Source organism: Lysinibacillus mangiferihumi (assembly GCF_003049665.1).
GTDB lineage: Bacteria > Bacillota > Bacilli > Bacillales_A > Planococcaceae > Lysinibacillus > Lysinibacillus mangiferihumi.
The window spans coordinates 249,392-272,823 of the sequence record NZ_PYWM01000003.1 but is presented as its reverse complement, the minus strand read 5'-3'; the positions used below and the strand labels follow the sequence as shown (position 1 = coordinate 272,823).

30 protein-coding genes and 2 pseudogenes are annotated in these 23,432 nt (G+C 32.2%); 9 read left to right on the top strand and 23 right to left on the bottom strand.

Features of this window, described 5'->3' with window-relative positions:
- Positions 1-10: 10 nt before the first annotated feature.
- From C9J37_RS05120 to C9J37_RS05105, 4 genes and pseudogenes are all read right to left on the bottom strand, one after another.
- Positions 11-244: a DUF3953 domain-containing protein gene (locus C9J37_RS05120; RefSeq protein ID WP_107894520.1), complete on the bottom strand. Its 234-nt coding sequence runs from the start codon at positions 242-244 to the stop codon at positions 11-13.
- 459 nt (positions 245-703) lie between these two features.
- Positions 704-1,414, bottom strand: a pseudogene (locus C9J37_RS05115) (transposase); the annotation flags it as partial.
- 342 nt (positions 1,415-1,756) lie between these two features.
- On the bottom strand, positions 1,757-2,365 hold the full coding sequence (locus C9J37_RS05110; RefSeq protein ID WP_038509724.1) for a hypothetical protein: 609 nt from the start codon (positions 2,363-2,365) through the stop codon (positions 1,757-1,759).
- Positions 2,366-2,567: 202 nt separating this feature from the next.
- Positions 2,568-2,891 carry a DUF3986 family protein gene (locus C9J37_RS05105; RefSeq protein ID WP_107894519.1) on the bottom strand — a complete coding sequence of 108 codons (324 nt, stop codon included), beginning with the start codon at positions 2,889-2,891 and terminating at the stop codon, positions 2,568-2,570.
- A gap of 227 nt (positions 2,892-3,118) precedes the next feature.
- On the opposite strand from C9J37_RS05105, the pseudogene C9J37_RS05100 reads away from it, so the two are divergent.
- The 3 genes and pseudogenes from C9J37_RS05100 to C9J37_RS05090 form a co-directional block, all read left to right on the top strand.
- Positions 3,119-3,643: pseudogene (locus C9J37_RS05100) on the top strand (GNAT family N-acetyltransferase); the annotation flags it as partial.
- Positions 3,644-3,725: 82 nt separating this feature from the next.
- Positions 3,726-3,926, top strand: a complete 201-nt coding sequence (locus C9J37_RS05095; RefSeq protein ID WP_107894518.1) for a hypothetical protein — start codon at positions 3,726-3,728, stop codon at positions 3,924-3,926.
- A gap of 248 nt (positions 3,927-4,174) precedes the next feature.
- Positions 4,175-4,705 carry a GNAT family N-acetyltransferase gene (locus C9J37_RS05090; RefSeq protein ID WP_107894517.1) on the top strand — a complete coding sequence of 177 codons (531 nt, stop codon included), beginning with the start codon at positions 4,175-4,177 and terminating at the stop codon, positions 4,703-4,705.
- A gap of 156 nt (positions 4,706-4,861) precedes the next feature.
- Here the strand turns inward: C9J37_RS05090 and C9J37_RS05085 are convergent, their stop codons facing one another.
- The 7 genes from C9J37_RS05085 to C9J37_RS05060 form a co-directional block, all read right to left on the bottom strand.
- Positions 4,862-5,407 (bottom strand): KwaA family protein, encoded by a 546-nt coding sequence (locus tag C9J37_RS05085; RefSeq protein ID WP_107894516.1) that lies wholly within the window; start codon positions 5,405-5,407, stop codon positions 4,862-4,864.
- A 25-nt stretch (positions 5,408-5,432) separates the two neighbouring features.
- Positions 5,433-6,350 (bottom strand): DUF4868 domain-containing protein, encoded by a 918-nt coding sequence (locus C9J37_RS05080; protein ID WP_107894515.1) that lies wholly within the window; start codon positions 6,348-6,350, stop codon positions 5,433-5,435.
- Between the two features lie 98 nt (positions 6,351-6,448).
- Positions 6,449-6,667, bottom strand: coding sequence for a hypothetical protein (locus C9J37_RS05075; protein ID WP_069512249.1), 219 nt, complete (start codon positions 6,665-6,667; stop codon positions 6,449-6,451).
- A gap of 467 nt (positions 6,668-7,134) precedes the next feature.
- Entirely contained in the window at positions 7,135-7,563 is a 429-nt protein-coding gene (locus C9J37_RS05070; RefSeq protein ID WP_167397258.1) for a GNAT family N-acetyltransferase, read from the bottom strand.
- Between the two features lie 255 nt (positions 7,564-7,818).
- A complete protein-coding gene (locus C9J37_RS05065; protein ID WP_107894513.1) occupies positions 7,819-8,403 on the bottom strand; it encodes a hypothetical protein in 585 nt (194 codons plus the stop codon).
- A 150-nt stretch (positions 8,404-8,553) separates the two neighbouring features.
- The gene (locus tag C9J37_RS28870; RefSeq protein WP_235617024.1) at positions 8,554-8,700 is read right to left on the bottom strand and encodes a hypothetical protein; all 147 of its coding nucleotides are present in this window, start codon (positions 8,698-8,700) and stop codon (positions 8,554-8,556) included.
- 20 nt (positions 8,701-8,720) lie between these two features.
- Entirely contained in the window at positions 8,721-9,428 is a 708-nt protein-coding gene (locus C9J37_RS05060; protein ID WP_235617023.1) for a hypothetical protein, read from the bottom strand.
- A 232-nt stretch (positions 9,429-9,660) separates the two neighbouring features.
- On the opposite strand from C9J37_RS05060, the gene C9J37_RS05055 reads away from it, so the two are divergent.
- On the top strand, positions 9,661-10,308 hold the full coding sequence (locus C9J37_RS05055) for a pentapeptide repeat-containing protein (protein WP_107894512.1): 648 nt from the start codon (positions 9,661-9,663) through the stop codon (positions 10,306-10,308).
- Between the two features lie 111 nt (positions 10,309-10,419).
- Here C9J37_RS05055 and C9J37_RS05050 read toward each other — a convergent pair whose 3' ends face one another.
- The 4 genes from C9J37_RS05050 to C9J37_RS28170 all read right to left on the bottom strand — a co-directional run bounded on the left by C9J37_RS05050 (position 10,420) and on the right by C9J37_RS28170 (position 14,383).
- Positions 10,420-10,740, bottom strand: a complete 321-nt coding sequence (locus C9J37_RS05050; protein ID WP_107894511.1) for a hypothetical protein — start codon at positions 10,738-10,740, stop codon at positions 10,420-10,422.
- A gap of 136 nt (positions 10,741-10,876) precedes the next feature.
- Positions 10,877-11,401 (bottom strand): GNAT family N-acetyltransferase, encoded by a 525-nt coding sequence (locus tag C9J37_RS05045; protein ID WP_107894510.1) that lies wholly within the window; start codon positions 11,399-11,401, stop codon positions 10,877-10,879.
- A 1,550-nt stretch (positions 11,402-12,951) separates the two neighbouring features.
- On the bottom strand, positions 12,952-13,788 hold the full coding sequence (locus C9J37_RS05025) for a hypothetical protein (RefSeq protein WP_107894506.1): 837 nt from the start codon (positions 13,786-13,788) through the stop codon (positions 12,952-12,954).
- Positions 13,789-14,221: 433 nt separating this feature from the next.
- Positions 14,222-14,383 carry a hypothetical protein gene (locus C9J37_RS28170; RefSeq protein ID WP_167397257.1) on the bottom strand — a complete coding sequence of 54 codons (162 nt, stop codon included), beginning with the start codon at positions 14,381-14,383 and terminating at the stop codon, positions 14,222-14,224.
- A 556-nt stretch (positions 14,384-14,939) separates the two neighbouring features.
- Here C9J37_RS28170 and C9J37_RS05020 point away from each other — a divergent pair.
- Positions 14,940-15,476: an HXXEE domain-containing protein gene (locus C9J37_RS05020; RefSeq protein WP_107894505.1), complete on the top strand. Its 537-nt coding sequence runs from the start codon at positions 14,940-14,942 to the stop codon at positions 15,474-15,476.
- Positions 15,477-15,531: 55 nt separating this feature from the next.
- On the opposite strand, the gene C9J37_RS05015 is transcribed toward C9J37_RS05020, so the two are convergent.
- Positions 15,532-15,840, bottom strand: coding sequence for a hypothetical protein (locus C9J37_RS05015; RefSeq protein WP_107894504.1), 309 nt, complete (start codon positions 15,838-15,840; stop codon positions 15,532-15,534).
- 490 nt (positions 15,841-16,330) lie between these two features.
- Entirely contained in the window at positions 16,331-16,747 is a 417-nt protein-coding gene (locus C9J37_RS05010; RefSeq protein ID WP_024364917.1) for a phage holin family protein, read from the bottom strand.
- A 745-nt stretch (positions 16,748-17,492) separates the two neighbouring features.
- On the opposite strand from C9J37_RS05010, the gene C9J37_RS29540 reads away from it, so the two are divergent.
- Both C9J37_RS29540 and C9J37_RS05000 read left to right on the top strand, forming a co-directional pair.
- On the top strand, positions 17,493-17,651 hold the full coding sequence (locus tag C9J37_RS29540) for a YjcZ family sporulation protein (RefSeq protein ID WP_103976403.1): 159 nt from the start codon (positions 17,493-17,495) through the stop codon (positions 17,649-17,651).
- A gap of 265 nt (positions 17,652-17,916) precedes the next feature.
- Positions 17,917-18,093, top strand: a complete 177-nt coding sequence (locus C9J37_RS05000; protein ID WP_024364918.1) for a hypothetical protein — start codon at positions 17,917-17,919, stop codon at positions 18,091-18,093.
- A 181-nt stretch (positions 18,094-18,274) separates the two neighbouring features.
- Here C9J37_RS05000 and C9J37_RS04995 read toward each other — a convergent pair whose 3' ends face one another.
- The 4 genes from C9J37_RS04995 to C9J37_RS04980 all read right to left on the bottom strand — a co-directional run bounded on the left by C9J37_RS04995 (position 18,275) and on the right by C9J37_RS04980 (position 21,226).
- Positions 18,275-19,024 (bottom strand): polysaccharide deacetylase family protein, encoded by a 750-nt coding sequence (locus tag C9J37_RS04995; protein ID WP_235617022.1) that lies wholly within the window; start codon positions 19,022-19,024, stop codon positions 18,275-18,277.
- Positions 19,025-19,303: 279 nt separating this feature from the next.
- Positions 19,304-19,924 (bottom strand): NAD(P)-dependent oxidoreductase, encoded by a 621-nt coding sequence (locus C9J37_RS04990; protein ID WP_107894543.1) that lies wholly within the window; start codon positions 19,922-19,924, stop codon positions 19,304-19,306.
- A gap of 96 nt (positions 19,925-20,020) precedes the next feature.
- Complete coding sequence (locus tag C9J37_RS04985) at positions 20,021-20,680, bottom strand: hypothetical protein (RefSeq protein WP_107894503.1); 660 nt, start codon at positions 20,678-20,680, stop codon at positions 20,021-20,023.
- A 153-nt stretch (positions 20,681-20,833) separates the two neighbouring features.
- Positions 20,834-21,226 (bottom strand): hypothetical protein, encoded by a 393-nt coding sequence (locus C9J37_RS04980; protein ID WP_107894502.1) that lies wholly within the window; start codon positions 21,224-21,226, stop codon positions 20,834-20,836.
- A 321-nt stretch (positions 21,227-21,547) separates the two neighbouring features.
- On the opposite strand from C9J37_RS04980, the gene C9J37_RS04975 reads away from it, so the two are divergent.
- Complete coding sequence (locus tag C9J37_RS04975; protein ID WP_107894501.1) at positions 21,548-22,009, top strand: hypothetical protein; 462 nt, start codon at positions 21,548-21,550, stop codon at positions 22,007-22,009.
- 174 nt (positions 22,010-22,183) lie between these two features.
- Here the strand turns inward: C9J37_RS04975 and C9J37_RS04970 are convergent, their stop codons facing one another.
- A complete protein-coding gene (locus C9J37_RS04970; protein ID WP_107894500.1) occupies positions 22,184-22,486 on the bottom strand; it encodes a hypothetical protein in 303 nt (100 codons plus the stop codon).
- A 154-nt stretch (positions 22,487-22,640) separates the two neighbouring features.
- Entirely contained in the window at positions 22,641-22,793 is a 153-nt protein-coding gene (locus tag C9J37_RS28165; protein WP_167397256.1) for a hypothetical protein, read from the bottom strand.
- A gap of 343 nt (positions 22,794-23,136) precedes the next feature.
- Here C9J37_RS28165 and C9J37_RS04965 point away from each other — a divergent pair, with 343 nt between their 5' ends.
- The gene (locus C9J37_RS04965; RefSeq protein WP_201262129.1) at positions 23,137-23,424 is read left to right on the top strand and encodes a transposase; all 288 of its coding nucleotides are present in this window, start codon (positions 23,137-23,139) and stop codon (positions 23,422-23,424) included.
- Positions 23,425-23,432 lie beyond the last annotated feature (8 nt).

Sequence of the window (23,432 nt, the reverse complement as noted above, 5' to 3'; positions counted from 1 at the left end):
AGTAAATTATTTACCTAAATATAAAGCTTTGAATTGATACATATACTAAAAATAAAGATACACCTATTAAGAACCAAGCGTATGCTTTTCTCTCACTTTGATATGCATTAATGCCTAAAGTTAACATCGATAAACTTAAGAAGAATATCGTTAAGAAATTAAACTGATAATCACGTGTGATAAGTCCATAAGCTGAAAACGCGATTACGATGATTCCAAAAACAATTGGTAGAATTTTTAGCATATCGTTTCACTCCCCTTATAATTACATCTTTATTTATCATACAAAAAGATCCAATAGTTATAACCATAAATTTCTAATACTTTATATTTAAATTAGGTAATTTTTAAGACCATTAATTATACTATTACAACACCGATGGACTCCTAAGTCTGTTTAAATCATAGTTGTGCGTTATAAACCTATGATATGCCTCAAATTCCTTTTAGTGCAAAATAAAAAGCACTTTTTTAAGTGCTTTCAGAGTGTCGACAAAAGGCATCAAGAAGTTTTAACCTTGATGCCTTTTGTCATTTTTTATAGTAAATAATTAGATTTCACTGCCGAGTTGACCATACTCTTTGAGCATATCTATTCTCCTTAAGCAGCTTGCCATGTCCAAGTAGCAAGCTTTTTCAAGTTCATGGCAGCAAAAGTAAGCATCGCCTGCATGGACAATTTTTAAGACCTCTTAAGGTTGTCCCCTTTTTCATCTGTCGCTGCATGAAATGAATACGCAAACTGCTTAGTCCGTTCATCCTTAACATAATAACCACTCTCAGGGTCTGTCGTACTTTCCTTGATTTCTTTCCATTCGTCTTTTTCAAATTTCTCTGGAGGGAAGGGCTTTTTTCCGTGTTCCTCACGATCAATATTTAATTCCAGTTGAAGTTTCTCTTCATAAGCACGTGTTTCTTTTCGAACGACTTTTTTATCGTACTTTCGCTTATTGGCGCTTGCCTTTACATGTGTGGAATCAATAAATACATGGTCTGCATGCAGGAGACCCTTCTTCATAATTTCTTTTAGAATACGATAGAAAATTTGTTCAAACACATCTGTGTCTTGAAACCGTCGCGCATAATTTTTACCGAAGGTAGAGAAGTGTGGAACTTCTGTATGGAAGCCAAATCCTAAAAACCAACGATAGGCCATGTTCGTTTCAATTTCTTTAATAGTTTGACGCATTGAGCTAATACCGAAAACATATTGAATAAAGGTCATTTTAAAGAGAACAACAGGGTCAATACTTGGACGCCCTAAAGATGAATAGAGGTTTTCCACTAATGGATAGATAAACGAAAAATCAATCGCTGCTTCTAGTTTTCGGACTAAATGGTCTTGTGGCACCAATTGGTCAATTGTCAGTATTTCTAATTGTTCACGTTCATTGATTTGATTTTTCGACATCATTTTCCATCACCTCAAATAGATTCTTTTATTTATAGTTGATTGATAGCAATTCATATCAAGTTGATTGGAGCGAAGGGCGGGCGACTCCTGCGGGAACGCACAGTACGTAAGACGCAACAGACCGCGCGTTAGCGAGGGTTGCGGCTTACGATGTGCCCGCGGAAAGCGCCCGAACGTAGCGGAAATCAACGGGAGTAGACATCTATTTTTATTTTAAAATGAAAAAAGACTGTAGGCAAACTCGAAATTTTTCGAGTTTGTCTACAGTCTGAAAGCACTTTTTTAAGTGCTTTTACTCCTTGAAATTTTAAAATTAATTTTGCTCATTTAAATCATCTGGTTTTACGGATATACTGTTGTATTAATTACTTCACCATTTGATTCATTTTTATAAGTAACGGTTACTTGATTTTTTTCTAGATCTACTCCATTAAACAGTTGATAGAACATACCCATCAGAACAAGTTCAGCTGTAGCGTCGACGTCTAGGGTGTTTTCTAATTCTTCTGGGTTAACTAAAAGTGTGAACTCAGAATATGTATTATTGTAACTTATATCCTTAATAGAAGTAATCTCTTCATCTGTTTTAATCTCTTCTATGAACACGATAATCTCTTCTTCCATATCGTTCAAGATTTCTTTGTGCTGTGATTCAGACATTCTAAACGTTAAAGAACCATCATCGTTCTTAATTACTTCTTGAATACCTTCGTCTTTGGCATCAGCAATCACTGTATCTATATCTTCACCTTCAAAAAAATCAGCCGGTAACGTTACCTCAACATTTAATAGCTCTTTATCGACCTTAAGTGGTTTGCTCACAGAAGTCTTTTCAGTTGTATCTGCAGCAACCTCCTTTTTGTCTCCACTCTCCTTTTCTGAATCCGCACTACATCCCGCAAAAATAATTCCAAATAACAATAATAATGGTAATACTAATATCTTTTTCATAATTAATTCCTCCTCATAATAAATATACATAATTTGGAGTTAATTTACTAGTTATTTTTAGATAATTAGCTTAAAACTAAAAAAGAATAATATAAAAATTTACCGTATATCTTGTTAAGCGGATAAAGCTACGCACAGTTTGTCGACAAAATACCTCGATTGTTCTACTCTCGAGGTATTTTTAGCAGTGGTTAGCTGAAACCTAATGATCTTGGACTTTTACTTCATTTAGATGAAAGGTATTGTCCCCCTCCCTTATAACGATTAATTCCTCTTCTAATAAAAATTCTTTGAATAATTCATTTGCATGCTCAAAAGTTAAATTACAAATATTGTATTCTCTCACCATATACCCAAAATCTTGATCAAATAAAGCATACGTTTTTTTTAGAGATACATTATAAGTTTCATTATGGAAAAATAAGCACCATGTCTCGCCATTTTTTTGTTTTAAAAAAATACCTTCAAATTCACCAATAGTATCATAAAATCCAACATGTAGATGGATATCTTCTTCAAAATTCATAGATAATGATAATGCTCCTTCCTATAATAACTTTCCTTTGTAAGGCAACTTATCCTCCCTTGCAGTAAGAACTGGAATAAATACTGCTGACTTTAAATCCTTTAGATGCTTTCGACATACTATAAAATAAGAAAATATTTGATTATGATATTATAGTATAGTAGTTTTGTTGTAAACAAGGGGAGAATACAATGATATATATATAAGGAAATAAAGTTACATTACGAACAGCTACTCCTTCCGATATTGAAAATATCTATTTTTGGAAGTATGTTGATGAGAAACAAGAAGCAAAGAAATGGAACGGTCCATATATTCCAGAAAAACATAAGTCTAAAGCTGCGTTTTTAAAGGAATGGACAAAAGATGAAGAATTATTTGAAGATGTTCCAAGTTCATTAATCATAGCAGTAGACGAACAATTTATTGGTGTTGTCGGTGCTTATTGGGTAGATAAAAATACTAACTGGCTTGAAACAGGGATTGTCACATATGATACAGCTTATTGGAATGGTGGTTATGGTTCAGAAGCTTATCGCTTATGGATTGACTATCTTTTTGAAAATACACCCCTCCATCGATTAGGGATGTCTACTTGGTCTGGTAATGAAAGAATGATACGAGTAGCCGAGAAATTAGGGATGCAATTAGAGGCAAGAATTAGAGATGCACGTATTGTTGATGGAAAATACTATGATGCTATAAAAATGGGGATTTTACGAAGCGAGTGGGAACGACAAGAAACGAATTAGAATCTATGATGCGCTGTAGAGATTAGACGCTATCATCAACTTTATAGTATAGTTAACATATATTACATAAAGAGATGCATTTATGGAGAATAGTAAATTGATTTGTAAAGCTTGCGGTGGTGGTTCCTTTGTAAGCGGTCAAGTTGGTAGTGAAACAAGTCAAGGTAATGTTAGACCTATTGGATCCGTGTTTTCTGTTGGTTCGCCATATATTTTTAACTTTTGTAAAGATTGTGGTGAAGTAGCTTCCATCAAGGTTACAAAGCCACAAAAGTTTACATAGCCTCTTTTAAGCTTGATTTTAAAGTTGCACTGATGCACAATGTGGTGTTTCAATTGACAAGATTCGGAAAGTACTTATATATCACTTTCATTATGACTGTTTTTTTATTTATGGCAACATTACTACTAAGAAAAACAAAAGTGAAAGAGAAATAACATAGACTAGAATAAAAACCTTGAAGGGACTGAACTATGCGCAGATGGCAATATTTTTTATCTAATGGATTAAAAATATTGGAGGTATAAGCATTGATAAAAGAACTACACACTCAAAGATTACATTTAAGAAGAATGGCTGTATCAGACTCACCTCACTTGTTTAAACTTTGGTCTGATCCAGATGTAACGAAATACATGAATATCACTACCTTTACGCATGAAACGCAAGCAACAGAGATGATTGAACTTCTAGAAGGATTAGCAAATGCTGGTGAAGCGATACGGTTTAGCATGATTGAAAGGAACTCCAACGAAATAATAGGAACATGTGGATTCAATTCAATAGACTTAGATAATGCAAAAGTAGAAATTGGTTATGATATCGCGAAAGCCTATTGGGGCATGGGGTATGCTCCTGAAGGTATAAAGGCACTTATTGAATATGCTTTCGAAACTTTAAAAATCAATAGAATTGAGGCAAAGGTAGAACCTGCAAATGTAAATTCTATAAAAGTGTTACAAAAGCTTCATTTTACATTCGAAGGAAAGTTAAGACAATACGAAAATTCAAAAGGGAATTTTATAGATATTAATATTTATTCTCTCCTAAAAACAGATTAATTTTTGAATTTCGCCTATATCATTTTTCGGTATAGGCTTTTTTGTTTGTCATATAAGGCGTATCCTTGCCTACTAAGTAATCTGGCTGTCTATGGACAGTCTTTTAAGTCCTGCCCATGTCAAATAGTGACTTTACACAATGGATTGCTACTTTCTCTAAGACCTATGCAAATAAATATTACTAGCCAGTTTTCTAACACGGATAGGGTTGTTAGCAATGTTCATTCTAATAAAATAATCTGGATTGTCTTTTGAAATAATTACGCGGCCAAGCTCATCTTCATAAATGTTCCAACCAAATAATAAGAACGTTATATTCACATGGATTAAATTAGACTTAATATATAAATAGCCAATTATCATAAACAAAATCCCGTTTGTAATTAAAGTACTTATTTCTTTAACATTGATGGCTAGTAAAGGAACGATATATGTCACTAAGTAACTTAAAATCTCTTCATTTTTTCTTGCTACGCGCTCACTAACAATCGTGCTGTTTAATTCACATTTTTTCATATACCAAATCGGTAAAAAGGAAAGGGAAAATAATACTAACAAAATAATAGTAACGGTAAGCGTTACTTGATCTTCAACAAATGACTGCACATCAATATTTTCATAAGGGAATATGGACAGAGCAACAATGACATACAATGGAGAGTATGACGATATAAACAGAAACAATTTAAAAAGATTTGTCATTTGTCCTCCACCCTTTCTTGATAAATTACCTTAAATCATCTCTGCCTCTTTCACCCGTAAGAACAGTTTTATAATAAGCATCATTCAGTAACTTGACGATATCATTCAATTGTTTTTTATCTGTATATTTTATTTTTGACTTTTCTTCGTTTAATTCGATATTTAAGTCAAATTCTTTAATAATTTCTTCTATTTTATCAAAATTTTCAACGAACCTTGTCATTCTCTCAGGCTTTGTCATTAATCGCGAAACTCGCTTAACAATATTACCATCTTCAATGCTATCATTTTTAAATTGTTCAAAGCCTTCTAATTTATTCGTTTCTTCAAAAGCACATAAGACCGAACTCGTATTGTGCACATACTTTGTTTTCAAATCGAAAATTCGTTGCACTGAAACATTATTTACTACTAGTATTTCATTGTCATAAATAAGTAAATCGAACCCTGGCTCAATGCCAATAAATGAATCTGAGACTTTTCTAAAAGTAGAATCCGCAATTATTCCCCAAAGACCTTTAGAAAACTTCTTAAATTGCGGAATACGATTTAAGAAATAAGCATACTTCCCTGCTTCTATTTCAATTTTTATACAGTATAAATCTTTTTGCACATCTTCATTCAATGATTCACCCGGTTCCTGTAAACTTTTTAATAAATGATCATAAGTTATTCCTATATAGGATGACTGACAATACTCAACTACGCCATTAGGTCGTCCATTTTCATTAAATTCAAGTTGCTCTTTTCCAACAAGCTTATCAATAGTTGGCTGGATAATATTAATAATATCTTTTTGTAACGAATGGCTTATTGATGGTTTAAATGAAAAATAATCTAACATATCATGCGTCTTAATCTTTTCAATTAAAAACAAACTTACTTCAAATGTACCACTCAATAAGTGTTCTGAAATTTTGCTGTTAATAAACTCGATATTCAATAATAATCCCCCTTCACTATTTAATAATATAATTAAAATGATACAACATTTGGTTTTTAGTACATCATCATACAACTATGATGGCTGCTGTAACTTCATTATTTTGTTATGAGCAAGTTGCATAAAAATTGATAACAATGCTCTTTTTCTTTAAAACACTCATGCAAATTTATATTTTCAATTTCATAAAATTTTGGTGTTTTACGAATGGTATATTTGCCAATGACGATTTCTTCATCAACCATAAGTTTTGTTACTGCCTCATAAATAGGATCAATCGAAAAGCCAATGATTTCATAAATATTCACATTTCCCATATTTATCCCCCTTTATTTCACTATGCTAACGTCTGAAAAAATATGATTCATTTAAGACTTAAATTTTATTTGCGTAAAGCGACATTAAAAATGTTCACAAAATTTAAAACATTATTTGAATAAAAGTACTTAATATGAAAGCGTGTCTTTTCAGATGTAGGAAAACATACAAGGAAGATGGTTACGTGTACATATAGTATTAATATGAAAGAAAGGAAGACCTACGTGGAAAAAACGAAATATCTTAAAAAGTTCAAGCTCAATTCAAATCCGATTTGTCGTTGCCATTGTTGCTTTGGTTGTAAGTGTAAACCACCATTTTTACCTTTTCCACCAATTCGCAGAAACGCCAGACAATAGAGTATCAATGATACACATGGGCTGTTTAAGAAAACCAGAATTCATCTACATGATGTAGAATCTATTCTGGTTTTCTATTTATTATTTATCCATCCATTTACTAAAAATCACTCTAAATATTCTTGTGCTAGTTGCTGATTTTTATAAATCCCCATAGCTGTCTTTAATTTTTTAAATCCCATTTTTTCGTAAAAAGTGACATTACCAGTTGTTGCAATTAGCTGAATGCATGAAACATTTTCTAATTGCTTCATCATATCTTCCAAAAGCATACGTGCAATTCCTTGGCCTTGATAATTTTTATGGACAACTACATCATAAATAGCTGCATTGAATACCCCATCTGAAAGCGCTCTAACAAAACCGACAATTTTGCAATCGACCAATGCAATCACAACATGAGTACTTGCATTAAAAACCTTCTCGATGATAAGTTCGTTATGTTTATGCCACCCAACTGATTGATAAACTTCTTTTAGCATAATAAGATCTTTCTCTTCTATGTCGTATTTAAGCAATACCACCCTACCCCTCATCCTCCCTTCAATTTTCAAATAATTCAAATATATAATTATCCCTAATTTCACTTATGTTATATATGTGTATTGTTCTAAATTATGGACTATTTTTTCATTCAATAAAAAAAGGGCAAGCACTAAATCAGGCATTTACAATCTCCTCATTTTTTTCTTCATGTTACTATAAAAAGATGTTCTAAAAAGAAGAAACTCTGCCAAAATATATCGAAATTAAGTCTTAAAACTAGAGAAGTGCCCCCATTTTTTTAAGTCCTAATTGCTATCAGGCTTCCATTGAATAAGCAAATTCGTATCATGGTTTTTCGTCCATTCTAAAAATTCATTCACATTTCGAATCCCAAATTCTATCACAGCCTGATAAATAAATATTGATGAATAACTTAAATTAGTTTCTAGTAATGCTTCTTTAATATCAAGAATAGCTTTTCTCGAAGTTTCTGTTAACGCTTTTTTCATATAAGGCACCAAATCTTTAGAGAGTGCTCCTTGACGTCCATTTGAAAAAAGCCACATATCGATATTCCACTCTTCTTGATTAGCTAAATAAATGATTTTAAAATAATAGCCTTGATAATCAGAATCCATATAATTTTTATATTTTAGTTCCAATACATTTTGATTGTCTAATAATGGTGCCAACGCCATCATCACTTTTTCTGGAATTAATTCATCACTAAATGTCTCCATATCAATATCAGGCGATACGATTAAATCATAAGCGGTTGCGCCCACTAAAAAACAATTTCCTATTGTACGCCATTTTTGTATTAATTGTAACTCATCTAAAATTTTTAATGCCCTTACTTTTTTTCTATTTGCCCTGTCTAAAATGTTCATGTCTATCACCTTATTTCCAAAATTAAGTATTATGATAGAATAAACAATTGTAAATTAAAATGCAAATTATTTATTAAGACGAAAGCGGAAATAACATACGCTTTGAAATTTTAGCTATTGACAAATAGAGAACAATCTTCACGCATCATCTTATTCCTTTGAAAAAATTTTCGAATCAATCGTATCGATAATTGAAGAGATTGCAAAAAAATACCCCATGTCCATTTTCTCTTCATATGTTAAGTTATTTGAATCCTTATTAAGAAAAACAATCCATTCATTTTCTAATTCACTCATATTCTTTCCATATACATCCGCTACTTTTTTGACAAATCCTTTTCATTGTAAATCTGTTCAAACTTTTCTAACCCGTAAGTGTCTACTAAATATGTTACAAAAGAAGAAGCATGTGTATAGCTCATCAATCGAAGGGTAACATCTTTTTCAGTTATTAGGACAGGGCGAAAATAGGATTCATCCAGATTAGAATCTATCAAATTACTAATAGGGATTGATTTGTTTGCATCCATAAAATATTTTACAAGTTTATGGGGATATGTTTTATTTTCCCCGTACTTTTCTTCCAAATAACTAGCAAAACCCTCTTGTGTAAAATACCCACTGCTTGTATCAAAATCTTTACCATAGCCCAGTAAGGAATGTGTTAATTCATGTATTAGTGGGTATCCGTCTTCCTTCACGCCATATAGCTCGATTTTGGATGACAAGCCCATTGAAGCAAGGTCTCCTTCATTGAGATAAACGTTGATTTTGTCAGAAGGAACATAGGCAGTATGAATCGAATTTTGTATTACTTCATAGGCAGTTAGTAGTTCCTCTTTAATTTTTTCCACTTTTTCTTGTGGGACCTTCATGTTATTAATAATCTCAAAGGTTACTTTCCCATCAGGTGTCACTACGCTATGTTCATCCTCATATTCTTGTTCTTTCGGTACAACTTCATCTTGTGTACAAGCTGTTAATAAGCAGATGAACATAATAAACACTGCACTAAATTTATACATTTTTACCTCACTAAAACCATATTTCAAAAATATACGTTCGAAAAGTCAAAAAGTTTCATATTTAGTATAAAAGTTTATGTTAGTGTGCTTGCAAATGGAACTGCATTTTACACTTTACGAGCAGTCAAAATCGGTTGATAATAACCTGTATTTTCTATGAAGAAAAAATAAAGTCTTATAAAAGCATTAATTTTTTATTATTCTACATCATTACATTGAGAGGTGTGATAAAGTGGCAAAAGTATTTAAAATTGAATCGCCTAAATTGCCTTTAGCATTAGAAAAAGTAAATTTTCAAGATATTTTTTATGAAGAAGATCCGTACTTATCCAATTGTGTTATCGCAAATACGGTCATTGACAATATGGCTATTGATAGACTTATTTTATCAAAAGTACTCTTTAAAAATGTTAGATTCATAGATGTTTCTTTTAGAAAAATTGATTTGACTGATGTTATTTTTGAAAACTGTGATTTATCGAATGCCAGCTTTAGGGAAGGCTTAATTCACAGAGTTACATTCGACAATTGTAAAGTATTAGGATTGAATTTAGCAGAAGCTCATGTAGGAAATGTTTCTTTTGACAATTGTATTGCAAATTTATGTGATTTTACAGAGACTCGTTTAAAACAGGTCATTTTTAATCATTCATCACTACAAAGCGCCAACTATTTTGAATGCAAATTTAATAAAGTCATTTTTAATGAATGTGATATTAATGATGCAGATTTTTCTCAAACCTCTTTAAAAGGTATTGATATTAGCACATGTCGATATGAAAGGTTGAATGTTACTTTGGAAAGTATAAAAGGTTGCGAAGTATCTTCTGAACAAGCTGTTGGGTTTGCATCATTACTAGGTTTAAAAGTTAAATCGTAGCTCACTACTGGATATAATTATAAAGAAACAACTACTCCCTTACTTGCGCAATGACTCTTTTGTATGGAAGGCGGCTTGCATAATAGTAGATGAGTAACACTACAAGTGTAATTAATCGATTATTTTATTTTCAATAAATCTACAGTTCGCACAAAGATGATCTGTATGGATAAAAATAGCACTGTACATATTAGACCATGGCATTTGTTCGGAACATTTTTCACATATATCTATATATTTATCACAAATACCATTCTCTAAAAAGATAGCCCACTGCTCGTCCGACAAACTGTCTGGTCCTTCTTTAATCATTTGTATGGATATTTCTAACGCTTCACCGTCCTCAAATCGATTCCCATTAACTAGCTTGTTCAAATAAGAAATAAATTGGAAAGGTTCACTCTTTAATCTTTTTAGTATTTTACTATGCATGCACCATATTTCTCCTTTCCAAAGCCATAACATTGCGACACATGGGGGATATGTCAGGGTTTCAAATTATATAGTAAATAAAGTTCCCCCTATATTTCATTTCGCTTATTCATTACATGATATTTAATATTGCTCTTTACTTAATGAAAGAATAAACATTAGTGTCATAAGGCATATTATTTTGATGCATAAAGTTTCTTAAAACCCCTTCTTTTTCAAAACCCAATGCTTTCAATAGCTTATTCGAAGCTTCATTTTCCGTAAAAACAATGGCTCCTATGCGCACCAAATTCATCTCTTGAATACCATAGGAAATAACTTTACCCACAGCTTCCTTTGCATAGCCTTGCCCCCAACTATTAGGGAAAAGTGCATAACTGATATCCGCTTTTTTATGCTCAACAGACCAATCTTGAAAACCAATTGTACCGATAATTTCTTCTTGTCCTTGCACGGATATTCCCCATTTAATGCCATGTTTTTCTTTGAAATTAGTAGAAAAATTTTGGATAATCTGTTTCACTTGCTCTAAGCTCGTTAACGGCTTCTGCCCATAATGACGTAAAACGTCTGGATTTGAAAAACAACTTAATATTGCTTGCGCATCATTTTCTGTCAGTTCTCTTAGCACTAAACGCTCGGTATGTAATATTGGAAACATGCTTTTCCCTCTACTTTCAAAATCGACTTTTTACCATTCTATAACAATAGCACATTATTTACATTACTTATTCTGCGTAGTACTCCAATTTATTTTAAAAGCAGCCATTTAGTATCAATACACTTAATGGCTGCACATCTATTATGTTTAGAACCTGTTAACTTATCATTCATTACGATTAAAATCCTTTTTAATAAATACAACTATTCTGTTGTATTTATTAATGCTGATTGGTTTCACGACCAATAATAAGAACAACGCAATAATACAAACAACCATGGCGGTATACATTATATTTTGCATTATATAGTATCGATAATATGGTAGAGCATAATAAAATATACAACCACTTGATAACATCACCATAAGCCAACCAGGAAGTATTTGCACAAGAAAGTCTGTACTTTTTCGTTTCATATACTTTACCAAAACCTTGAAAACAAAGGACATGATTTGTATATAAACGAAAAGTATGAAAGCACCCAATAAAATCTCTAGAAATGTATTCAAAACATATCACCTAATAATTAATATTATTAATCATTACAAACCTGTTTTGACTGTACTTATTTACTTTCATAGTCCTTTTTAATTTTTAAAACTATTCTGTTGTATTTATTAATGCTGATTGGTTTCACGACCAATAATAAAAATAACGCAATCAGACATATAATCATGGCTGTATACATTATTGTTTGCATTATATAATAATATGTCAAATACGGAGGTGCATACCAATATATACAACCACTTGATAACATGATCAAAAGCCACCCAGGCAATATTTGTACAAGGAAGTCCCTGCTTTTTTGTTTCATATATTTTACCGATTTTTTGAAAACAAGAGACATTATTTTCAAATAAACGACACCAATTAAAGCACTCAATAAAATATTAAAAAGAGAATTCAAAAGAAATCATCCTTCTATAATTTTTACATCTTCATTATTATGGTATGCCATGATATTTTTATTTGATAATTAATAAACTGTTCTAGACTATATTGAAAAGCACCTCACTTTAAAGTGAGATGCCTCCTAATTTATTGCGGTACTTCTTCCGCTAATTTCAAAAATCTAGCAAGTTTTTTTGTTTTCTAATTCTTCCATAGAAACTAAATGGTTATATATCATTAAACTTCAAAAACTTCTTTTGACTATGCTTTATTTGCTACCATGCCCCTTTTTTAATTTTTATTATTATCTTGTTATATTTATTGATACTAATCGGTTTCACAACCAATAATAAGAACAACGCAATAATACAAACAACCATGGCGGTATACATTATAGTTTGCATAATAATATAGTACCGATAATATGGTAGAGCATAATAAAATATACAACCACTTGATAACATCACCATAAGCCAACCAGGAAGTATTTGCACAAGAAAGTCCGTACTTTTTCGCTTCATATACTTTACCAAAACCTTGAAAACAAAGGACATGATTTGTATATAAACGAAAAGTATGAAAGCACCCAATAGAATCTCTAGAAATGTATTCAAAACATATCACCTAATAAGCTTGCTTAGTTTCATCTTCATAATTATGGTATAGCATGATATTTTGCTTTTGCACTCAGACATAAATTAACATAAGTAAAAATAAGAAGGATTGTCCCAACAACTGGTATACCCTTTCCTAGCTTAATAAATATCTTTTTTATTAATTCCCATGATAATAGATTTCCACCTTTTACTGCATCCCAGACTGCTGTTGCAACGCCACCTAAGCCGCCTAATAGAAGACCTCTTTCTTGATCAACAATATTATTAGCTGCTGCTTTAAAATCTCTATACTGCCATTGTTGCTTCGTTGTCGTTTTAGACATCGTACCAAAAATAGCATAGGCATTATTATTATTAGGTGATTCCTCCCAACGAATAGCCGCAATATAAGAACCGCCAGATGCCCCCTTTGAGGCAGTCAATGTTTTTAATTTAGGATTAATATTATTATAAGATTGTTGTTGGAAAGTACCCTTAGTATTATATTGAGGATTATTTTTGTTTATTTTCACTTCCACACTATTCGGATTGGTAAGTTCTTTAATCATTATTTCTTCTGTTGTTTCCATTATCCTAATAACTTTCTCATCTATTAATTCTTTCTCGTTATTAGGTGAAATATTAAATATTTTTTGGGTAATTTCATCCGTTCCATCAGGTTTACTGATTACATCTTCAACGTACTCAAAAATATTTCCTGCTTCATCTTTTAATTGAAAAGCTGAATGATTACCATTATCATAAAGCAACGTAAAGCTATTATATTCTGAAGCTAGCGTTAAATTATTTTCGTAACTTGCAATTGTCAATAATGTTGGAGATGCAACAGTAGAAAATACCAAAATTACTACTAAGCAACAAATAAATTTTTTCATACTAATCCTCCTATAAACATTAAATTTTAATCTGTTTATCAGTTTTCAGAGTATTAAAATTATTTACAACCGAACATTATCATAGTATTTTTATTAATGGGTATCTAATACTACCCACCTCATTAAGATTTGGACACGTATTCTCCTATGTCTCACTAGATCTAGTTAAAATTTATTTTAACAATTACGGATAGCATTTCAATATCCAAACTAAAAATCAGGGTTATTTAACTATTATTTTGAAGATAATTCAAAATAAATATATTTACTGAATTATTAATTCTTATACAAACTTTGTAGCAATTTGCTAAAATTTTATTTTATTTGATATGTAATCACGAATAAGAAATTATTCGTTTAGTATGTAACGAGGTGTACAGGTCTTCACGATTTATTCCAACTAAAAAGCACCCCCATTGTGAGGTGCTTTTACTTATTGCGGTACTTCTTCTAATAATTTTTCAAAATCTAATAGATATCCGCCAATTTTTGCTTTTTCTAACTCTTCTATATATTCTTCTTTTCGTTCGGTTAGTCTGTCTTCAAGTGTGTTTTGATAGGCTGGAAATAGATTGTAATCTACTGGTTTCCCCATAAGTTCACCTCTTATATTATATTTTTTATTATTATATGATATATTGATAATTTCTGACAATTGAAAACAACAAATTTGATTAAAAAGATCGACAATGTCACATGTATATAGACTTATCCTTGCGCATACTCACTATACTATTTCCCTATGCATTACAATGCACTTCGAATTTCTTGTATAAATTAGAAATATTTTTCTTAATCAACATTTAGTATTTGTCGAAAGAGCAGTATTTTACTAAAAGTTAACCATCACTCACGATTATTCCAAAAAATAATTAACTAAATAATCCAAAATCGGTATAATATTTATAACCATGGAAATACACGTAACTTTATAAATAATAAAGTATTTATTTTTTATCTAGTTTGCAGGCTAATAGCTAGTTATCATAACTATTTCATCATAGTAATAGTAGTGTAAAGCAAATTTAGCTTTGCACCTCCTGATTTGTTGGTTAGGGTCACTCTGGTCCAGTGACCCTTTAATCATTTTTCCATTCCAATCTACAATCTTTATACGTGACCAAATATAAACGAAAGCAAGTGAGGTCAATATGGCATTCTGGTTAAATGTTCAAACATTAATCTGGTTATTTCCTATTCTTTTCATTATCCACGATTTTGAAGAGATTATATTAGTAGAAAAATGGTTACATACGAATCGAAATAAGATTTATAAACGGTTGCCTCCCAAAATAGCTGACCGAATTGTGAAGCAGTTTTCTATGACGACAGCTCAATTTGCAGCAGCAGTTATCGTTATTTTTTTATTTGTCAGTGCAGCTACTGTTTCAGCTATTCACTATCTCTATAATGGTACTAGTTGGAGTTTTTACTTTTTTATAGCTGTTTCATTAGTATTTTTTATTCATGCGTTTACGCATATTGGGCAGACTATTATATTCCGCTCTATTGCTCCTGGAACTATTACATCGGTTATTATTATTATTCCATACAGCATTCTTTTATATAGATCATTATTGATGGAGCAAATTGTTACGTGGAAAATGATTTTGATATCCTTACCTTTTGGTGTGCTCTTTTTTCCTATTGTGTTAACAGCTCATTGGATCGGCAAAAAGTTTATATAATTTACAAAATCTAAATAAATCTATTTTATTTTTCAGTTCACTTAAACAGGGTTGTTTATTTTACATATTTCAAATGCTTTTTTACAAATGCTACAATGTATTGTACTTCATCTTCGGTCATATTCAATAAACTACTAACTCTTCGTAATTTTGCTGGGGACTTTAATTGTTCTCTTACTTTATCAATAAACATGTATTTGCACTTCCGTGGATTTACAGTATCCCTAATTTGTTTATAACGTAAATAAGCATATCGAGCGAAGGCGTTCAACATTTCTCGCTCGTATCCCTCTCGTTCTAAGTTCATGACAGCCGCTTCTATCTCTTCGGTTTCAAAAATCCAGGAGCCATCGGTTAATTGCATACTACCACCTCTTTCCAAATAAACTTGGTAAAGCTTGTAGAAGGCAAAGTCCTCTTTATCACATCCATTTAGGCTTCAATATTCCTTCAACGCCATTCTTTCGAGATGTGTTATCCTTCAACACGTTCTTCCCCTCATTATTAAATGCAAAATAAAAAGCCCCACCTAGTTAGATGTGACTCTTTTATTATTTTTTATGAAAAACAGCTTCCATTTTGTGCTGTTTTAAAAGAAAAATTAAACGTTTCAATTTTATGACCTACTATCTCTTTGTGATTATTTCTTTCGATTAGCAATCCCCGCACCGTATGCTAAAATCCAAAGATATAGGGTCTTCAGCAGTCTTATCAAATAGCAGCTTGTATTAGTATTTATAGTCAAATGGCCTTGTGTCTATTTTCTTGCCATTTCTGTGTGGGAATTGTTTAATGTAATGTCCTTATACGTCATTAAAAAGTATCCACTAAGTCACGAGACTTTTAACTACAATCTACTGCTCATCATCCTTTTTATCGTCATTATCCTTTTTCAACTGTGCAAAAGCATTTGCTAAAAACTTTGGAACACGAATGCCCAACTTACCTAAGTTTTCGATTATACTTATACCTTCCATCCCAATTAAAAACAAAATCATGGCGTTACGCATAAAGTTGCCGCTTTCTGTCGCATTGTCCAACTGAACTGCTGCGATAACCATTAAAATCATGGCTGTCTTTTTCAGTAGACCTTTAAACGTTTTACGAGAATCTATATCTTTGATGATCCAACCAACCATTACACCTAATGTTAAGTCGATTGCCATTAAAATTGTTAAAGATGTCACCAACTCATCTACACCGCCAATTAGATATACGATTAATGCGGTCATACCTCCTATAAGTGAAGACCAAAATGTATTTGTTTCCATATCATCACCTACTTTCCTCTATATTAGCCCCCCACACAGGTGATAGCTGAAGGCATAAAAAAACTACTTTATTTTTCATAAAGTACTTTTTGGATTTCTTCAATCCCTGCCTTCATTTCTAGCATATTCAATTCCTAGACCTATGAAGGTTAACAAAAATACAGAAAGAACTAACTTTTCGTAAATTAACCTCCCTCAAGCTTCTAACCAGTACCTATCACAATCGTTCTACTTTTTGGCACATCCATATGCTTTCTACAGTTATCTAAAGTGGGCTAAGACATTAGGGAAAACCTAAAAGGAATGGATTAGAAAAATCTTAGTATCGTTGAAAAAAGAAATGGAGGTTGTCAAGGCTTTTTCGCAAATATTGGGTTTGTTTAAAATGAATTACAAGTATTTAAGCCACTATGTATTTTGAACGGAAAGAACATTTAAAGACCGTGATAAAATTGTAGGGGTAGTAACTCCTTCATAAATATTAGCCAAATTAATGTAGTGAATTAGAAATGCTATACTGCAATTTAAAAAGTATGCTATAATGCTCTTACTGACAAACCAAACAGGTAACCAATTCAAAGCTGTAGCGTTTTTATACGCTGCAGCTTTTTGTAATGGAAAACTTTAAACATTTTTTAACAATAAAAACATTTCTAAAATAGAAGGGCTTGAATTGGGATAAATACCCCTCCGCATTTCAACAGGGAACATATTATAAATTGAAGGAAGGAAGGAGGTATGTTTCATGGGATACTACGGAAATGTAGGAAATTGGAACAATAATTATTGTGGTGGATATAACTATGGCGGTGACTATTACTATGGCGGCGGCAATGGATCTACGTTTACGCTTATTGTTGTACTCTTTATTCTCTTGATTATTGTCGGTACTGCTTTCTTATAAAAAATGTTTTACAAAGCAATGGCATGCATGATGCCAGCTTTACACTTCTATTAACCCCTTTGGGTCACTTCCCCCAAGTGACCCATTTTTTCATGCCTAAAAAAAGAGAAAACACTTGGGTTTCCTGCTGCGTTTCGTCTCTCTATACAGCATGAATAAAAATTTACTTCATTAAAGTAAAATTGGACAAGTATAGGTTCGCGCTTATTCGTAAATAGTATAAATGGTGTAATGACACCAAATTAACTTCGATGGAGGGATTTTGATGAATTCAATTCGAGAAGGTTTAATCCCAACTATTTTAGGTTCTGCTGTTACGGCTGCTGGATATGCATTAAAGCAAAAAAGCGGTTCTAACAAAATGATTGCCCATACAGTCTTTGGATTTGGTTTAGCACATATTGTGTTAGGTGCAATAGACCTTGTAGAACATCGTCGTTAGAAATTGAAGGGCACAATATTGTGCTCTTCTTTTTTATTAGATTTCGTACATATTCGCTTAATGTGAATGATTGATGATGGTTAGGTTCAAATAATAACTGGCGTAATAATCGCTAAAAAACTTCGATGAGTGCCCATTTAATTTGCACTTATCGAAGTTATTTTAATATTAGCATTACTGGCTATTTCTTATTGTTTTCCATTTTATTCGTTGTTTTTTGCACTTCAAGTAATTCTGAAACCGTGACAAATTTATATCCCTGCTTTTCCAGTTCAGGTAAAATTTTTTCGAGTGCTTTAACCGTTTGACCTCGATCTCCGCCACCATCATGAAAAAGAACAATATTTCCTTCTTTGGCCCCTTTTAACACAGTGTTGACAATTTTATTAATACCAGGACTTTTCCAGTCCATTGTATCTTGGTGCCAAGACCACATCACTACTTTGTATCCTTCTTTTGCAACTGCATCAATCATACCTTCTGTATATTGCCCTTCCACTGGACGGAATAAGGTTGGAGAATATCCACTAATACCGTAAATCGTTTCATGTGTTTGTTTAATTTCCTTCAGTAGATTAGGGATAGTCGTTCTTAAAGGATGTGTATATGTGTGAATGGCTAATTCATGGCCTTCTTCATACATTCTTTGAATAACTGCTTGGTTTTTTTCCGCATTTTCACCGACTATAAAAAATGTAGATTTTGCATTGTACTTGTCCAGAACATCTAATATTTCTGGTGTATATTTTTTATGAGGGCCATCGTCAAAGGTCAATGCAATTATTTTTTCATTCGTTTTTATTTCCCACAATATTTGCCCTGCCTCTTCATAATATTTCCTTCCTTTATCAGCAGAGAAACGTTCACTTACAAAAAAAATGGAGGCAGCTAAAATACAAAAAGGCACAATATACAGCATTAATTTCTTCAACAACTTCACTTCCCCAAAAAATTATTTAGTACTTTATTATTTGTGGAAATGATTAAAAAATGCTTTTAAATTTGAATTATTAACTGCCATATGAAGTATAAAAAACAACATATGTGCCATAATAAAATGAAAGCCATGAATCTCCCTAATTATTCTTTTGCTGTAGCAAACTGTTGCTACAGCTTTTTTTATTAAAATGACGCAAAACTGTAGGATTACGGAAAAACACACTCATTTTAACTAATACCATGGTTAAAATAAGTGTGTGCAAATAATCTATTAATAGGCGATACCTACTCGAGACTTCACGTATTCAGAACATTGAATTTGTTGGTAAGTAAATTGTGCAGTGTCTGCCACAGATATTTCATTTCCACCTTCTGGAAGGAAATCTCGCTCTACGCGATATTTACCTGTATAACGTCCATCTGGTAAATATGTAGGACAAACGATTGTCCAATCCATAGCTGATTGCGCTAATAATTTAAAGGCATTGTGATGTTCTTGTGCTGCAAACGTTGACTTTCGTTTTGATTCACTGGATTGATATCGAAGTAAATTAGGCGTTAGACGACTTTGTAAAATTCCAGCTGTCCCGACTGTTATAATTCGCTTCACATTTCTACTTGCCATTGCCTCAAGAATGAGTGGTAAACTTGCTGTTAACGTGTTTGACCCATCCGTATTTAATGCGCTAATAACGACATCTACATCAGCCATAACTGATATGAGGTCGTTTTTATTTAAGACATTGCCTCTTTTAACTTGTAAATTTTCATTAGCTATTATCATTTTACTTGGTGTACGTACTAATGCGATCACTTGATGTCCATCGTTTAGTGCAAGGGAAACGATATGACTTCCTACACGGCCAGTTGCACCTAAAACTAAAATATTCAGTAAAATCACCTCTTTCTTTGCGATTATATCATAGATTAGATTAGTTTTTATGCATGCTAAAAGGACACATCTTCTTCGAGAGTGCCCTTATATTTTTTACTCTATATGAGACGTTGCAATAGCCTGAGCTAATGTAGTACCACCATCTATGTTTTCATAACTATATTGACCTAAAGGTAAACCCCAAATTTCTACAAAATCCCCTTCAAGGAATTCTGTTGAATGATAGCCAATGGCATAAATAACATTAAAGTCCATATCTTCAATTAAAATAAGTGACACTGGTGTACCATCCTCTAATGTATCTTCCTCTATTTGGATGATATCGCCTGCAAAAGTAACCATTTTCTCTAGATACGGTTTAATATTTTTATTTAAATGCTTGGAAGTGATTTTATCATCCGCAAGTTTTTTTGTTTTTTGAATTGCTTCTTTTGATAAAGCAGGGAATAAATCTGCATTAGTTGAAATAAAATTATATGATTGCTTTTCTAATGTTAGTTGATCTTCTGTGAAAAATGGTACATCTTCTAAATAGTTTCTTGCATAATTGACTACTGGAGCAGCTGCTTCTTTCTCAGTCTGATCGTTTTTAACTTCTTCTTTTTCTTCCGATTTCTTATCTGCTGTAGCTTCTTCCTTCTTTGCTTCGTTACTTGGGATAGGAGTGCTACCTCCTTTGCTAACTTCACTACCACATGCGGCTGCCATAATTGTTACTAACGACAGTACAGCCATGATTAAAAACTTCTTCATCACTAAATCCTCCCAATTCTTCTTTTAACATACTAAATATACCAATAAAGAGGAGTACATACTATAATAATTTTCCAATAATTTTCAACTTTTTGTAGTTATTACTAACTATTTATTTTCTTCTAATAGACTAGGATTCATGTACAAAAATCGTCAATTTAGATCAGTAAGCTGGACATCCACAATAAACAAATTAAAGTTATTCTTTTTCGCAATATTATTTACTATTTTTTGGATTTTGCTCTCCGTTCGGTTATCGATTTTCTCTAAATTATGTAAACTTATTGTGATAATTTGATTGTCCGATGAGTCAATTAAATATTCAATCGTGCTATCTGGATGATACCCTTCATCCCTTAGAGCTATAATTATTTTTTTTGTTAATTGCGTGCGTTGTAACTTTTGTGCTACTTCTTCAGATGCATATTGAGAAGAATTATGTTGAGTTAATTGTACAGATGTAGTCGGCTGGTATTTCAAATAAATTGTTACAAATATAAGTAATGCCATCACTATACAAAAACCTTTTATAAAACTTTTATGCATTTTCTCCTGCTCTCCTTTTTTCACAAAAATACGTATTTTGGGTACTGACGCATCGCAGGAAAGAGCTTCTTTGTCGCAAAAGGAAAGGAAGGCAACACTGTTATGCTCTTTGATCTTCTTTTTCTTTGCTCAAATCTTATTTCTTTCTATCATTTGTTTCCAATAGGTATACATACAGGTTTGTTTTTTCAAAATGATTTTAATTTTTAACTCTATTAAGGGACATATTACCAAGTCAATATCATTTCAATTCATAGATTATAAATGTAAGGCTAGCGCGCGCATTACACAAACAAACTAACAAAAGGGAGATTATAAAACATGGAAGATTATAGATATTTTAAACATATGGATTGGGATCATTGCAAAAAGGATAAATTTGATAAAAAAGAAAATAAATATTATTGCGAAGTTGAAAAGAAATGCTACCATGTTGTTGAAAAACATGATCATAAAGAAAAATCTTGTTGCCGAAAACATGAAGACTGGAAACACAATCATTGTACTTGTGAAGAAAAATCTTGTTGGAAAGATGACAGAGATGAGCACAAAAACGATCATCACCACTGTGAAGGCTGTATTTGCCATTTATTACGAAGATTTGAATTAGGAACTACAGTAGATGTTTATTTATCAAGTGGAGGTAGCTTCCTTGGTCTGATTTTCTTAAAATTAGATACGTGTAATTGCTGTGCTTATTTTGTTGAAGCTGGAGCAGCAAATGCACCTATTATTATCGATTGCCAAAAAATTGACGCACTTAGACGAATTGCAACTGTGTAATTATTAGTTGAAACGCACCTAAGCTTTGCAAAAGAATCTGCTTGCTATTTACGGATGACTTTCAGTATGCTCAGACACTGTTTGCTGCGTCTTCCAAAATTCTCCGAAATAGTCAAGCAGGTTTTTTACAACGAAGGATGGTGGACTGTTACAAGCTATTCTTATACAAACTAATTATCCATTAACAATTACTTTTACTACTGGTTCTATCTTTCCTTTCGATACATCTCCTACATACTCCACATCAATAATGACTGCTCGTGGTTCAAAGCGCTGAATACTATCAATGATACGTGCGGTATTACGTCTCTTTACAAAATTAAAAGGGACTTCAAGCTCATTTTTTCTGTCCCGCCCTCTCTTATCCGGGTAAGACATAACAAATGTAGATAAAATATATGCTACATTTTGCAATATTTCATCGACGCCTGTAGCACCAAAATCAATATTGCTCTTAGCGGTAACTTGATGTGTCATCCTATCAACCTTTCTTTCAAAGAACTTTCATTTACAGTAAACAATGAGTAGTGTCATTAATCGTAAAAGTAACACTTAGTTATGTATGCTAAAACTGCGAAGGATATGTTAAAACTAATCATCCGCAGCCTTATGTACAACTTCTTAAAGCTCTTTATCTTGTCATCACATAATAAAGTACATATAGCCAACTAAAGCATCCGTGAATAATTGCCCAAAGTATAGAATGATGGACACTCCAAGATATTGTAATGGCTAGAACTGAACCAAATCCTATTCCATTTTTAACTACAGTTTTCTTTTCCATTTTCCGTCCTTCCCCCTTCGTTTTTTTTGTGTATACTACACGATGATCTTTTATGATAAGCCCTCCTAAATCTTTGATTTTTTTCCTTAACAGGATATGTACTTAAATCATATCATTATATGTTTAAAAAAAGCTGAACATCATACAAAGCCTTTATCCATTCAATAATTTCTCTTCCCTATTCTTGATTGCCATATTACTGGCTATATTTTTTATTACCCCATTCCTAAATTTTTTACACGTTCTTTTTATTAGCTATGTCACACTACAGCATGCTTTACTTTCCGCCATTGATTATGATTTAAAAGTCATGGTCATAATTAAGGAAAGGAAGTGATTTAAGTTGAAACTGTTCATCATCTTATCGAGCATCGTTGTCCCTGCTATTATGCTATTGCTGCAATACAAAAGTAATCGTGCTCGCCTGCTATGGAATGTTTTGGCTGTGCTAGCGCTGATAATTTTTGGTAGTATTGCATCCACATCAATTTATCAAATTATCATAGATGGTGCAGTATTTATGACAACCATCCACGCCATTTTTTTAAATCCATTATTTTTAGTTGTTGGGGCTTATCTAGGTGTATTCATGATATACAGATTAATGCTTTTAACATGGAACGAAAAATAACACTTGTA

What these genes read in the sequence shown, in the direction of transcription:
- C9J37_RS05120 (WP_107894520.1), bottom strand. Translation starts at nt 244, where the DNA reads ATGCTAAAAATTCTACCAATTGTTTTTGGAATCATCGTAATCGCGTTT.
- C9J37_RS05110 (WP_038509724.1), bottom strand. Translation starts at nt 2,365, where the DNA reads ATGAAAAAGATATTAGTATTACCATTATTATTGTTATTTGGAATTATT.
- C9J37_RS05105 (WP_107894519.1), bottom strand. Translation starts at nt 2,891, where the DNA reads ATGAATTTTGAAGAAGATATCCATCTACATGTTGGATTTTATGATACT.
- C9J37_RS05095 (WP_107894518.1), top strand. Translation starts at nt 3,726, where the DNA reads ATGGAGAATAGTAAATTGATTTGTAAAGCTTGCGGTGGTGGTTCCTTT.
- C9J37_RS05085 (WP_107894516.1), bottom strand. Translation starts at nt 5,407, where the DNA reads ATGACAAATCTTTTTAAATTGTTTCTGTTTATATCGTCATACTCTCCA.
- C9J37_RS05075 (WP_069512249.1), bottom strand. Translation starts at nt 6,667, where the DNA reads ATGGGAAATGTGAATATTTATGAAATCATTGGCTTTTCGATTGATCCT.
- C9J37_RS05070 (WP_167397258.1), bottom strand. Translation starts at nt 7,563, where the DNA reads ATGAGGGGTAGGGTGGTATTGCTTAAATACGACATAGAAGAGAAAGAT.
- C9J37_RS05065 (WP_107894513.1), bottom strand. Translation starts at nt 8,403, where the DNA reads ATGAACATTTTAGACAGGGCAAATAGAAAAAAAGTAAGGGCATTAAAA.
- C9J37_RS28870 (WP_235617024.1), bottom strand. Translation starts at nt 8,700, where the DNA reads ATGAGTGAATTAGAAAATGAATGGATTGTTTTTCTTAATAAGGATTCA.
- C9J37_RS05060 (WP_235617023.1), bottom strand. Translation starts at nt 9,428, where the DNA reads ATGTATAAATTTAGTGCAGTGTTTATTATGTTCATCTGCTTATTAACA.
- C9J37_RS05050 (WP_107894511.1), bottom strand. Translation starts at nt 10,740, where the DNA reads ATGCATAGTAAAATACTAAAAAGATTAAAGAGTGAACCTTTCCAATTT.
- C9J37_RS05045 (WP_107894510.1), bottom strand. Translation starts at nt 11,401, where the DNA reads ATGTTTCCAATATTACATACCGAGCGTTTAGTGCTAAGAGAACTGACA.
- C9J37_RS05025 (WP_107894506.1), bottom strand. Translation starts at nt 13,788, where the DNA reads ATGAAAAAATTTATTTGTTGCTTAGTAGTAATTTTGGTATTTTCTACT.
- C9J37_RS28170 (WP_167397257.1), bottom strand. Translation starts at nt 14,383, where the DNA reads ATGGGGAAACCAGTAGATTACAATCTATTTCCAGCCTATCAAAACACA.
- C9J37_RS05020 (WP_107894505.1), top strand. Translation starts at nt 14,940, where the DNA reads ATGGCATTCTGGTTAAATGTTCAAACATTAATCTGGTTATTTCCTATT.
- C9J37_RS05015 (WP_107894504.1), bottom strand. Translation starts at nt 15,840, where the DNA reads ATGCAATTAACCGATGGCTCCTGGATTTTTGAAACCGAAGAGATAGAA.
- C9J37_RS05010 (WP_024364917.1), bottom strand. Translation starts at nt 16,747, where the DNA reads ATGGAAACAAATACATTTTGGTCTTCACTTATAGGAGGTATGACCGCA.
- C9J37_RS29540 (WP_103976403.1), top strand. Translation starts at nt 17,493, where the DNA reads ATGGGATACTACGGAAATGTAGGAAATTGGAACAATAATTATTGTGGT.
- C9J37_RS05000 (WP_024364918.1), top strand. Translation starts at nt 17,917, where the DNA reads ATGAATTCAATTCGAGAAGGTTTAATCCCAACTATTTTAGGTTCTGCT.
- C9J37_RS04985 (WP_107894503.1), bottom strand. Translation starts at nt 20,680, where the DNA reads ATGAAGAAGTTTTTAATCATGGCTGTACTGTCGTTAGTAACAATTATG.
- C9J37_RS04980 (WP_107894502.1), bottom strand. Translation starts at nt 21,226, where the DNA reads ATGCATAAAAGTTTTATAAAAGGTTTTTGTATAGTGATGGCATTACTT.
- C9J37_RS04975 (WP_107894501.1), top strand. Translation starts at nt 21,548, where the DNA reads ATGGAAGATTATAGATATTTTAAACATATGGATTGGGATCATTGCAAA.
- C9J37_RS04970 (WP_107894500.1), bottom strand. Translation starts at nt 22,486, where the DNA reads ATGACACATCAAGTTACCGCTAAGAGCAATATTGATTTTGGTGCTACA.
- C9J37_RS28165 (WP_167397256.1), bottom strand. Translation starts at nt 22,793, where the DNA reads ATGGAAAAGAAAACTGTAGTTAAAAATGGAATAGGATTTGGTTCAGTT.